Annotated in this window: 8 protein-coding genes; all 8 read right to left on the bottom strand. The window is 39.2% G+C overall.

Translation table 11 applies throughout. The annotated features are described in order from the left end of the window. Positions 1-3 precede the first annotated feature (3 nt). The 8 genes from AB1278_RS14465 to uxaC all read right to left on the bottom strand — a co-directional run bounded on the left by AB1278_RS14465 (position 4) and on the right by uxaC (position 12,907). The gene (locus tag AB1278_RS14465) at positions 4-2,451 is read right to left on the bottom strand and encodes a TIM-barrel domain-containing protein (RefSeq protein ID WP_429815238.1); all 2,448 of its coding nucleotides are present in this window, start codon (positions 2,449-2,451) and stop codon (positions 4-6) included. Positions 2,452-2,693: 242 nt separating this feature from the next. After that, positions 2,694-4,619, bottom strand: a complete 1,926-nt coding sequence (locus AB1278_RS14470; protein WP_429815240.1) for an alpha/beta hydrolase-fold protein — start codon at positions 4,617-4,619, stop codon at positions 2,694-2,696. A 365-nt stretch (positions 4,620-4,984) separates the two neighbouring features. Continuing rightward, positions 4,985-6,592, bottom strand: coding sequence for a glycoside hydrolase family 43 protein (locus AB1278_RS14475; protein WP_429815243.1), 1,608 nt, complete (start codon positions 6,590-6,592; stop codon positions 4,985-4,987). Positions 6,593-6,679: 87 nt separating this feature from the next. Further along, positions 6,680-8,398 carry a glycoside hydrolase family 43 protein gene (locus AB1278_RS14480; RefSeq protein ID WP_429815246.1) on the bottom strand — a complete coding sequence of 573 codons (1,719 nt, stop codon included), beginning with the start codon at positions 8,396-8,398 and terminating at the stop codon, positions 6,680-6,682. Positions 8,399-8,577: 179 nt separating this feature from the next. Then, complete coding sequence (locus AB1278_RS14485) at positions 8,578-9,852, bottom strand: MFS transporter (RefSeq protein ID WP_429815249.1); 1,275 nt, start codon at positions 9,850-9,852, stop codon at positions 8,578-8,580. 4 nt (positions 9,853-9,856) lie between these two features. After that, positions 9,857-10,489 carry a bifunctional 4-hydroxy-2-oxoglutarate aldolase/2-dehydro-3-deoxy-phosphogluconate aldolase gene (locus AB1278_RS14490; protein ID WP_429815252.1) on the bottom strand — a complete coding sequence of 211 codons (633 nt, stop codon included), beginning with the start codon at positions 10,487-10,489 and terminating at the stop codon, positions 9,857-9,859. After that, the gene (locus AB1278_RS14495) at positions 10,486-11,484 is read right to left on the bottom strand and encodes a sugar kinase (RefSeq protein ID WP_429815255.1); all 999 of its coding nucleotides are present in this window, start codon (positions 11,482-11,484) and stop codon (positions 10,486-10,488) included. Before AB1278_RS14495 ends, AB1278_RS14490 begins: the two co-directional genes overlap by 4 nt. A 4-nt stretch (positions 11,485-11,488) precedes the next feature. Further along, on the bottom strand, positions 11,489-12,907 hold the full coding sequence (gene uxaC / locus AB1278_RS14500; RefSeq protein ID WP_429815258.1) for a glucuronate isomerase: 1,419 nt from the start codon (positions 12,905-12,907) through the stop codon (positions 11,489-11,491). Positions 12,908-12,972: the final 65 nt, after the last annotated feature.

Raw genomic sequence — 12,972 nt, forward strand, 5'->3', positions numbered from 1 at the left:
AGTTTATTTAAAATGAATATCTGTTTTTTTCCCTGAATAACTTACCGTTTTCTGTTGGCCATCAGGAAAAATCAGAGTAAAACTCCTTGTCTCAATCATCCCTTTGTATTTACCTTTCCGGTCACCTATCGTGAGTGTTTTGGATTTTTCATTCCAATGAAAAAGTATTTCCGTATAGGCTCCTTTTTCGTAATTATAATTATCGAATTCATCTTCGTATACAATGAAATCGGTATCGCTTCCCGGATAAACTTTTATGGTAAGACGATCCCATTTTTTTTCAGTGGCATATTGTACATCAGGCCCCAACGGAATGATACTTCCTGCTTTTGCATACAAAGGAATACTCTGAAGATTAACAGATTTCTGAATTTCCTTTCCTCCGCTGTGTTTTTCATTAGTCCAGAAGTCGAACCAATCCGTTCCTTCCGGGAGATAAACTTTAACGGTTTTATTTTGGCTAAAATCTATGTTGGTAACTGAATTATCCTTATTGCTGTCGGTTTTATTCCAGCCTTCATTTTCATCGGTTTTAACTGTCTTTTCAGGAGTATATTGGGCATTGAGAACCGGCGCCACCAACAATGATTTTCCAAAAAGATATTCATTATTCATATCCCATGTTTTTTTGTCTGAAGGAAAATCCATGGAAAGAGCTCTCATAAAGCTGGACCCGTTTTTTGAAACATCATGGGAAACAGAATAGATATACGGTAACATACTGTAACGCAGTCTGATGAATTTTTCTATCGCATCATAAACAATGTTTCCTTTATTCCCAAACTGATAAATTTCTCTCGCAACATCAGTTCCGTGTGAACGCATCATCGGCGTAAAGGTTCCATATTGAAGCCATCGGACATACAGTTCCTGGAACATTGGATTTTTTGAACCTCCATTTCTTTTATACACACCAGCAAAGAAACCTGCGATATCGGAATTGAAATTCGGATTTCCTGTAAGACTGAAATTTAATCCTGCAGGCACCTGTTTGCGTAATGTTTCCCAAGAAGAATTGACATCGCCGGACCAGGTATTGGCTGCATATCGCTGCTGGCCTGCAAACGCTGATCTTGTTAAGATAAAAACCCTTTTATCACTAGTAGCTTCACGCTGATGGTCATAAACACCGCCTACTGTCATCAACGGATACGCATTTCTTACTTTTCTGAATGAGCCAAGATAGGTTTTAGTGTCCAGATCTTCCGCTTTCTGGCTGAGATGATCGGGTTCTGTTGAATCCATCCACCAGGAATCCACTCCCAGACTGAAAATACCTTTGTTCAGGTATTTCCAATAAATATTTCTCGCTTCGGGATTATATGCATCATAAACACGGACACCGGAAGGATAATTCATATCCGGAGGCCAGACATCACGGCCTGATTCCGGCCAGGTACTGATGTTGAAAAGCATACCCTTTGGATCCATTTCACGGTACTGCTTGGTCATTGGTCCGAATGATGACCAGATGGAAACCGAAAGATGGGCATTCATATCATGGATATCCTGTACCATTTTTTTAGCATCCGGAAAGTCAGGACTGATGAAGTCCATGGCATTCCACTGATAATTGTTTCCCCAGTATTGCCAGTCCTGTATAATTCCGTCTAAAGGAACTTTCAGATCGCGGTATTTTTTAACCACCTCTGTCAGCTCATCCTGGCTTTTGTAACGTTCTTTGCTTTGCCAGTAGCCATATGTCCATAAAGGAAGCATGGGTACATTTCCTGTGAGGTCACGCATTCCGGCCACTACGCCATCCGCATTTTTACCATAGATAAAATAATAATCAATACCATCTCCCACTTCAGATGAGAAAGTTGTTTTCTGAGGAGTATCGGTAAATTGTGTGGGTGAATAGTTGTCCCAAAAGATGCCATACCCTTTTACAGACTGGAAAAAAGGCACAAAATCCCAGGTATTATTCTGAATCATTTTTACATCGGTATTCCGCTGGGACATTTTTCCGTTTTGCAGAATTCCCAGACCGTAAACAGGTTCATCTTTTTCAAGCTGAAAATCCTGTCTTACAGAATAAGTCTGTGTTCCGGCATCATTAAATGGTTTGAAATCATTTGCGGTTTCTTTCAAAAGCTCTTTTCCGGATGGCAATGTATAGGTGATCACTCCATTTTTAGTATTAATGGAAAGCAGAAGGTCATTTGTTTTTAATAAAATAACATTATTTTTTTCTGAAACTGAGAATTTGATTTTCTGCTCCTGTTTAATGACCGACAAACTATTTTTGACAAATGATTTTCCGGCGGGATATTTAATAATCCTGATCGTATTTTCTCCATAAAATTTCACTTCAACATTCATATGATCAGCAGAAAACTTCAATCCTGAATCTGTTTTCTGATAAGACTGCGCACTGACATTTACCATTCCGGAAAACATGATGACTGTAATGATAGAAGTTTTGGTGTTCATCTTTGTAAAGCTCATTTCATTTCAGATTTGAATTATTATTCTTTATACTATTGGCTTCAAAACATTAAAGTTGTTTTAACTTTTATATTTATTATTTTTAACCACAAAAGGCACAAAAGTTTTAAACTTAAGTTTTTTGATTCCTTCTTATATGAACTTTTCTGCAGTTTCATTTTAAACTTACTTAAGCGCACTCAAGTGGCTTTAAATAAAAGCTTTTGTGACTTTTGTGGTTTTATAAAGTTTAAGTCACTTTACTATTTAAAAAGTATCTGGGCAAACTGATGCAGACTATTTCTCCAAACCGGCCATGTGTGGCCTCCCGGATAATCGGTGTAAGAATATTTAATTCCTGTTTTATCCAGTTCTTTCAGCATTTTCTGACCATTTTCATAAGCAATATCATCTTTTCCGCCCATGGAAATCCAGAAATTTCTGATGTTGGATGAAAAAGCAGATTTATTTTCATTTAAAAATTTGTACTGTTTATCAGCAACATCCTGAAGCAGCGGCAACATATATCCTGAGCTGAAAACTCCCAGACCGGAAAACATATCAGAATTCTGAATTCCGGCATACAGCGTATAAATTCCACCCATGGAAAGTCCTGCCAACGCACGGTTTTCTTTACCTTTTTTTATCCTGTAATTAGATTCGGCAAACGGAATGATGGATTCTTTCAGTTCTTTTTCAAACATCTGAAGATTGCGTTCACCAAAGTTCCGGATTCCGCCTTGTCCGATATTCGCATCCGGCATAATGATGACCATTTTTTTTGCTTTTCCTTCTGCGATCAGATTGTCCAGAATCAGATTGGTCTTGCCCTGGTTGGCCCAGCCGCTTTCATCTTCACCTCCGCCATGTAAAATATACAGTGCGGGATAAAATTCAGCAGGATTCTGGTCGTAAGCCGGTGGCGTATAAATAAAAACTCTTCTCCAGGAATTGGTGACTTTGGAATAGAAATTTTTAATACGGATATCTCCATGAGGCACGTCTTTTAATGCATAGAAATCATCTCCTTCGAAAGGAATATCTATTCCACTGGCATACCTTCCCATTCCGTAGAATGTTACGCTGGATGGGTCTGCAACCGCAACCCCATCAATCAGCAAAGAATAATAATGGAAACTTCCGCTTTGAGGATCGGTTATGCCTGTCCAGAAGCCGTCAGCATCTTTTTTCAGGTCATATTTTTTTCCTAAATCGATCTGAACTTTTTGCGCTTCCGGTGCCTTCACTTTGAACATCACTCTTCCGTCGGGAAGGATTTGAGGATACTGTGCATTTCTGATATTGGTTGCCGCGGGAGTTCCCAAAACGGTAAATCCTTCAAACTTCGTTGTATCAACAGGCTTAAACAACAGCTGTGAAAAAATGTATAAATCATTTTTCCAAACCTTAAAATCATGGCCGCCCGGTTCTATATAAAAGATATGAGGAATTTTATTTTTTCTCAGATAATCGCTGGTTCTTTTGCTGAAAGGCATCAGCCCGTCTGCATCGCCACAGGAAATAAAAATCAGCTTCAGCTTTAACGCATCCTGTGGATTGGGTAAAAGCTTATTGGGTTCTTTTGTATTGGGTGCAGAAGAAAATGCGCCCAGCCAGGCAAACTTACCGATGTTTCCGAAAGCAAAATTCTGTGTCTGTCCGCCTCCCATTGACAATCCTGCCAAAGCACGGTTTTCACGGTCTTTTTTAACCGGATATTTTTTCTCTACAAACGGAATCAGGTCATTCAGCAGATCTTTTTCAAAAGTTGCGAAAGCCTCAACTTTATCCTGAGCCATTATATTTCCTGTCGCTCTGTCATCCTTCATCGCACGGCCGTTGGGAAGTACGACAATCATCGGCTGCAGTTTTCCCTGTGCATACAGATTATCCAGAATAATATTGGGTTTTCCCTGATTGAACCACTCTTTTTCATCCCCGCCGATGCCGTGAAGAAGATAAAGAACGGGATATTTTTCACTTTTTTTGAAACCCGGTGGTGTGTAAATCAAAGCTTTCCTTGTTGTTCCAACGGTTTTTGACGGATATTGAATCGTGTCAATTTTCCCATGGGAAATAGCAGCATTTTCCACATCGAAACCCTGAGGCGCCTGTTGATCAAAAGTTTGTGCAGAAACGAACATTCCCGACAAAAAAAGTCCTAAAGCCAATATAACTGATTTATTCATGATTTTTATTTGTATTTTCTACACTTATTATTTCAGATAAAAAAATAATAGCAAGGCTGTTCAAAGTTTTATATTAATTATTTTTAACCACAAATCGAAGATTCGACGAAGTCAAAAGGCACAAAAGTTTTAAACATTTAAGTTTTCTTCAGAGCCAAACCTTATGCATAATAAATACACCTAAGTTTTGTGAAAATCTCTGATTTTCAGCTTATGTGAACTTTTCTACACAATCATTTTAAACTTACTTAGGTAGACTCAAGTATTTTAAAATGAAAGCTTTTGTGCCTTTTGTGGTTATGTTAAGTTCAAACAACCTAACATTAATTCTATCTATTTACAGCAGACTTTTATCTGCTTTGATTTTATTTTCCAGCTTCACTGACTCTGAAAAAGTCCACATCTACAAATCCTCCGGTATTTTTAGTGGCATAATTAAAAACTGCGAATTTCGAACCCATAAAAAATCTACGGTAATCAAAGATCATTTTGTAGTCTTTTGCCATTTCCGTCCAGTTCTTCTGATCCGTACTGTAATAAAAATCTGCAAGATCTTTTCCGAGGTTAAAATCGGCATCAATACGAAGGAAAACTTTATCAGAATTAAGAGGAATCCGTTTTTTTTCTTCTTTTTTAACTCCGGTAATGGCTTTTGTTTTATTGTCCAGACTTACTTCATTGGTTGAAAAAACAATGAATTTTTCTTTACCCTCCTTTACTATTGATAAAATCCCGGAATCCCCGTTGAAAGCACTGAAACCGGCAACATCACCATCTTTCATTCCTTTAAGGTCCATTGCGACAACCGCTGAAGAACCCGGACCTTCCATTCTCTGGGTCAAGGTATTGGGTGCCGCGTACAGATTGTCTACTACCCTGCTGGTTTTCAGCCTCAGAAAGCCTTTTCTTTCTGATAAAGACCAGGCTTCATTCACCGGATTATGATTCCATTGCCACTGGATTTTCATTGTTTTATCAGAGAACTCATCGCTTTCCACCAGATGATTTTTTGCTTTGAACGGCGGAAGCGGAACTTCTCCTTTCAAAGGAACTTTTCCGTTATCTCCCAGTACCGGCCAGTCATTTTCCCAGTGAACAGGCAGAAGCAACGGAACACGTCCAACCCCATTTCTGTCCTGGAAAATAAGGGAATACCAGTTTCCGTTTTTATCATCAATCAAAGCGCCTTGCCCTGCATAGGAAAATCCTAAAAAATTATCTTCCAGAATTACTTTTTTCTCGTAAGGACCTGTCACTTTATCTGCACTGTAGACTACCTGACGGCGTTTTTCGTTTCTTGGCCAGGATATCATCATCATATAATATTTTCCGTTTCTTTTGATGATCTGATTACCTTCCAGAAGCCCGGTTTCCGAAGCATCTTTCTGAAATACCTCAGTTCCATCCGGATTTCTGATCACTTCTTTAAAATCAGGACTCAGTTCAAAAACTTTGTTGGAAGTAAAAACGTATATCCTGTCATCATCATCGAAAAACAGTGAAGCATCATGAAAATGCCGTGTTCTGGTGATGAGTTTCCATTTTCCTTTTTCGGGATGATCAGTCACATAGAAATAGGATTTGAAAGGTTCATCATTCGGAGAAAACAAAACATAATATTTCCCTTTATGGTAGCGAATTGATGAAGCCCATTGGCCCCTGCCGTAAACGGTTCCGTTCAATAAATCATATTTTGAGTTGTCATTCAAAGTGTCAAAAACATACCCGGACATTTCCCAATGTACCAGATCTCTGGAATGCATTACCGGAGCTCCGGGCATCAGATGCATGGTGGTACTGATCAGGTAAAAATCATTTCCGTTTCTGGTAATGGATAAATCCGGTGCATCTGCCCAGATGATGGGATTGGTAAATGCGGTACTCTGTTTTCCGGAAGGATTTACCTGGGCTGAAAGAAGATTCAGCCCGATAAATCCCAATAAAGAAACTATATAAGATTTTTTGATTTTCACGTTTTTGATGTTTTGGTTCGATTTGATTCTTTTCAGTCTTAAAAGGAAACACTTCGACAAGCTCAGTGTGACATTGCTAATACTAACTTAATTCGGTACAATATCATTGGAAGAGGTGCTGTAAAGCCCGATAAGGCTTCCTGTAAAACCTCCCGCTACATCGGTAGAAAGTATATCTCCTGAAACCGGTCCGCCAAGGTTTTTATAGTTCCTGCCATCCAATGAATAATTAAAGCTATGTTCATCTTTATCAGCAACAACCTGCAGTTTAACCGGTTTGGATAATGAAATTTTCTCGCTGGCGATCAGCTTTGATTGGCCTTTTTCTGTTCTTTCCAATACGATGTAGAAATCTTTATCTTTTTTCGTGATTCCGAAAACATAATTGAATGTTTCGCTTTGGTAGAGGGTAATTCCAGCCAATTCTTTTTGCGATTTTGGTTTATAATCCAGGGTTACGGAAGTTTCAAAGTCTTCGTGCTGTAATCTGTGGAACAAAGATGAAATCGGAGCCAACGCTTTGATGTTCGTTTCCATTGGATTCACTTTTACACCATTTTTTGTTGCAGTAATGAAGTTTTCACGAGGACCACGCATGGCAATCCAACGGAAATCGAGGTTTTTATCGGTTAGTTTATCGTTGTATGTAAAGTTGCCGTTCGGGAAAAATCCGGTTTGTCCGGTTTGATTCTGAACACCTTGTGGCATTTTCAATTTTGGTTTCATCGGAACCAGGCCATTTTGGAAAACAGGATACGTTCCGCTCCAGTCTACAGGAAGAATGAACGTTTCACGGCCTTTGTTAACACGGTTGCTGACATTCGGACGAATTGCTAAAAATACGCCATACCATTGTCCGTTCGGACCTTCCACTAAATCTGCATGACCTGCCCAATCCACTTTTTCCTTTCTGTCTCTCGGAAAATATCTTTGCGTAAGAATTGGATTATTTTTAGCGGGAACAAACGGTCCTTTCGGAGAATCTGCCATAAAAATCACTTCGCTATGGTTGCCTCCGGTTCCGCCTTCTGCACACATCAGGTAGTATTTACCGTTCTTTTTGTAAATATGGGGACCTTCAATCCAGATCGGTTTTTGGGAAAGATCCACGCCTCCGTTTACAATAATCTTATCCGAGCCCGCAACTACCTGGTCTTTTTCGAGATCATAGTCCCAAATCTTAATAACACGGTGGCCGTTGTACTGCTCAGTACCTTTCGGCGGAGCATCATTGTGAACGATATATGCTTTTCCATCATCATCAAAGAAAACAGAGGGATCAATACCGTCAAAGTTTAGCTTTTGGACTTCGCTCCATCCTTTTGACGGATCTTTGGTTTTTACGACCATATTTCCGATACCACCTGCAAACTGGGTAGTAATCATATAAAAAGTATCGTTGTGCTTATTGTATTTGATATCCGGTGCATAAATTCCATGCGAAACGCCCGAATTTTCAACTTTAAGCTGGGAAGGTCTGTCTAAAACGTGCCCTACCTGCTTCCAGTTTACCAGATCTTTAGACGTAAAAATCGGAACGCCCGGAAACATTGAGAAAGAAGAGTTTACCAGATAATAATCGTCGCCTTTTTTTGTAATGCTTGGATCGGGATAACAGCCCTGTAAAATCGGAGAATAAAATTCGTCCGGTTTAAGAGGGTTGTCATTATATATTTTATCGTTTCCACGGTAATTAAAGTCTGAGAATGTCTGGGCAGAAATCGAAGTCACCGATAGCAAAGCAGCTGCTGCAAGGATATTCGTTTTATTTCTGAAGAAAGCTAAATTCATTATATTCTGTTTCATTGTTATTCTTTTTTTATAGTTTTTAAAATGTATATTTTTGAATAGGTGTTGTTCTTTTTAACGCTAAGTCCGCAAATTTTTTAACTACATCCTTAATAAGGTTCACAAGGGCGTTACACTCAGCAATGCGTATCATATTTTATTATTATAATCGATTACAGATCATTATTTAATAGTTTTTATAAGGTTTTCTTGCGGTTGATTATTTTAATCAATCCCCAGGCTGTAACATAGGATATTCCGGCTATGAAAAATATAATGTTGTAGCCCCCGTTGATGTTTCCTGATTTTTTAAAAGCGTCGAGAACAATTCCGATAAAAAGGGGAAAAATGATTCCTGCCGCTGAGCCCAGCATTCCGCCAAAACCAATGACAGAACTGACATAATTGTTGGGTAACTGATCTCCGACCGTAGTCATAAGATTGGCTCCCCATCCTTGATGTGCAGCTGTTGCAAAGGCAATGATGATTGTGATCATCCACATATTATCTACATATTTTGAGAACATGACCGGAACTACCATCAAAGCAAACAATAACATGGTAATGCTTCTGGCTCTTCCGATAGCCCAGCCTTTTTTGATCAGAAATGATGAGAGATATCCTCCACCAATACTTCCGATCGTGGTTCCGCTGTAAATAATAATTAACGGAAGAGATGGTTTGGTTAAATCCATTTTGAATACATCCGAGAAATAGGCCGGCAGCCAGAACATGAAGAAATACCAGATAGGATCGGTTAATATCTTACCGATGGCAAATGACCATGTTACTTTATATTTCAGTAATTCCGATAAAGGAATTTTGGTTTTCTCTTCTGTTTTTTCAGTCTGATCGCTTTTTATATACTGCAGTTCTTCCTTGCTGATATTTTTAGCTTTTTCCGGTACGGTATAAAATTTCCACCAAAGAATAATCCAGACCATGCCCAAAGCACCAATCCATACAAAGGTCTGTCTCCAGCCGTAATGCCCAAGAATGACCGGAACCAATAGCGGGGCTAAAATAGCTCCCACCGTCGCTCCTGAGTTAAAAATTCCCGTTGCCAGTGCTCTTTCTTTTTTGGGAAACCATTCAGCCACTGATTTGATGGCGGCAGGAAAGTTTCCTGCTTCACTGATGCCTAAGGTACTTCTCGCAATGATAAATCCGATGGTACTTTTTACAAGACCATGTCCTATAGAGGCCAAACTCCATACAATAAGAGAAACCGCATACCCGATTTTGGTTCCTACCTTGTCTATAAACCTTCCCATGGCCATATAACCGATGGCATAAGTCGTGGTAAAAGCCATGACGATATAGCTATAATCTTTTTCATCCCAGCTGAATTCTTTTTCCAGCACAGGTTTCAGCAAACCCATTACCTGACGGTCAAGGTAATTGATCGTAGTGGCGAGAAAGACAAGGGACAGCATCCACCATCTTATATTGCGGTTGTGAGGAGCCTGCATTGAGTTATTGATTAAGTTGTTGTAATAAATTTTTTGTTTTACGAGTCAGTGCTTCTTCATTAATATCTTTTCCGATGAGAGAGCTTCCCAGCCCTGCTGCTATGGCACCTCCATTGAGCCATTCCCTGATATCTTCAGTTTCAGCATGAATTCCTCCGGTGGGCATAAAATTCATTCCCGGAAAAACAGATTGCACCGATTTGATGTAGTTCTTTCCTAAAGCATCAGCCGGAAATATTTTAACCAGTGTTAACCCATTCTGATGCGCGATATTGATATCGGAAGGGGTAAAGCAGCCCGGAATCAGAAGGATCTTTTTTTCGAGAGTATGTTTCACCAATGCCTCATTGATAACAGGCGTAATGATAAAATCTGATTTTACGTTAGCATAATCATCCATTTCCTGTATATTTTTTACCGTCCCGATTCCTAACAGAAGACCAGGAAATTCTGTATGGGAAATTTCTTTCAGCTTAGTGAAATTTTCCAATGCCTGATGGCCGCGGTTGGTATATTCTATCACACGGATTCCTGCTTCGTATAAAGCTTTTATGATATTTTTTGAGACCTCAAACGATTCGTTATAGAATAACGGAACTATTTTCTGGTCTTTTATTTTTTGTAGTATTTCACTCATAATTTCTCGATATTTATGCTTTCATCAATGGTATCTCCCTTTACAAAAAGTTTTTTAAAAGCAACTTTTGTCGCATCCTCAAGGATCTGCTCATCAGAATTTCCTTTTAAAATTCCATGAATCAAGGCGGCCATGAAAGAATCACCGCTTCCTACCCTTTCATCGATTTTATCTGAATTATATTTTTCTGAAATCAAAAGTTTCTCATCAGCAAATAAGGTGGCAAAGTAATTCACCTGTTCTCCGTTTGTAAAGCGGAAAGTATTTGCAATTTTTTCCACAGCCGGGAACTGTTTCCGGATTTCCAACGCTGTTTTTTCAGCCTGTTTCAGAAGATTTTCATCATCAAATTTTCCGTTAAGTTCATATTCAACCTGAATATCCAGGAACTGCCCGACAGCCCAGATATTTCCCATGAGAACATTCACAAAAGGCATCAGCTCTTTAATTTTGTGAGGGTTCTGATTTTGCCAAAGCAACGCCCTGTAATTCAGGTCGAGGGAAACCGTAATATTTCTTGCTCTGGCTTCTTTCATGATTTGCAGACATTTGCGGAATGCGTTGTCACTCAATGCCGGTGTGATGGTACTGATATGCAGCCATTTTACCTCTGAAAATAGTTCATCATCACTGAAAGTTTCAAAATCCGATTGGGTAAAAACAGACGGAAAGCGGTCGTACACTACTGAAGCGTTCTGCATATCTCCATCAGAAGAAAGGTAAAATGTTCCTATTCTCCCTTGAGTTTTTTCTGCAAGGACTTCTATTCCTTTATTGTTAAGCTGGGATTCCAGCTGGTTTCCTACGAAATTTTCCGGTAAAGCTGATAATAATTTCACAGGATTCTTCCACTGGGAAAGTGCTGCTGCCACATTATATTCAGCGCCGCCAACATACATCTTCAGAGACTGCTCATTCAACCAGTTTCCTTCGGAATCCGGGGCAAAGTGGAGAAGCAGTTCCCCGAAACATAGTATTTTAGCTGAATTCTGCATGGTATTAGATTTCAAAATAGTTTTTTGTATTATGATAACAGATATCCTGAATGATCTTTCCTACCCATTTTTCATCATCGGGAAGAAGACCTCTTTCCATTTCACTTCCGAACAGATTGCACAAAAGCCTTCTGAAATAATCATGTCTTGAGAATGACAGCAGGCTTCGGGAATCGGTCAGCATGCCGACAAAAGTGCTGATCAGACCGATATTGGAAAGTGTATTCATCTGTTTCGTCATCCCGTCAAGCTGATCAAGAAACCACCAGGCTGCTCCAAACTGTACTTTGGATTTGATGCCTCCTTCATTGAAGTTTCCGGCAAGGGATGCCAAAACTTCATTAAATGCCGGATTCAGATTGTATATAATGGTTTTGGCCAGTTTTTCTTCTGAATTCAATGCATCCAGCAAAACACTCAATCGCTGTGCATAATAGGGTTCTCCAATGGCATCATATCCTGCATTGGCGCCCATTTTTCTGAACATTTCTGAATTGTTGTTTCGGGTTGCCCCTACATGAAACTGCTGTACCCAGCCTTTTTCTGCATACATTTTGCAAAGCTCTTTCAGCATATAGCCACATAAGGCATCCGGATCGGAAAATGTTGAAATATTCCCTTTCAGGAATTCTGAAAACTCTTTTTCAAGGTTTTGATTCCACTTTGTGGTATCCGGAAAATATTCAAAGCCGTGATCGGCTACTTTTGCCCCTGCTTCCACAAAATAATTGATTCTGGACTGAAGTGCATTCAACAGATCAGAAGCTGACACGATGGAAAATTCACAAACTTTTTCAAGTTTTTTAATTCCTGAAAGATACCGTTCAGGATTAATTATATTAATATAAGCATCAGGGCGGAAAGCAGGAAGAACAGCTGTTTTAAACCCACTGTGTTTTAAAGCTTTATGATGAACCAGATCATCAGCAGGATCATCTGTAGTACATAAGGCTTCTACTTTAAAATTTTCAATAATGGATTGTGGTAAAAAACCAGGTGTCTGCAGACTTTCATTCATCTGATGATACACCGTATCTGCATTATTGGGTGATAAATATTCGTTGATACCAAAAGGATTTTTGAGTTCCAGATGCGTCCAGTGAAACAGCGGATTGCGAAGGGTATAAGGCACCACTTCGGCCCATTTCATGAATTTTTCCTGATCTGAAGCATTTCCGGAAATAAACTGTTCATCAATACCAAAATTTCTCATGGCTCTCCATTTGTAATGGTCACCATCCAGCCAGATAGCTGCTGGAGAACGGAAGTTTTGATTGGCAGAAATAACATCCGGCTCCAGATGATTGTGATAATCAATCACCGGCATGTCTTTGGCATATCCGAAATACAAATTTTCTGCCTTTGCTGATTCAAGCAAAAACAGTTCTCCGAAAACATCTTTATTTTTAATGGAATTACTCATTATTTATTTTTACAATCCTGGATTTTAATTAACTCGTTTAAACTCTGCAAAACCACAAAAGTCAC

Origin of the sequence: Chryseobacterium sp. NRRL B-14798, from assembly GCF_050470705.1 — a bacterium.
GTDB classification, from domain to species: domain Bacteria; phylum Bacteroidota; class Bacteroidia; order Flavobacteriales; family Weeksellaceae; genus Chryseobacterium; species Chryseobacterium cupriresistens.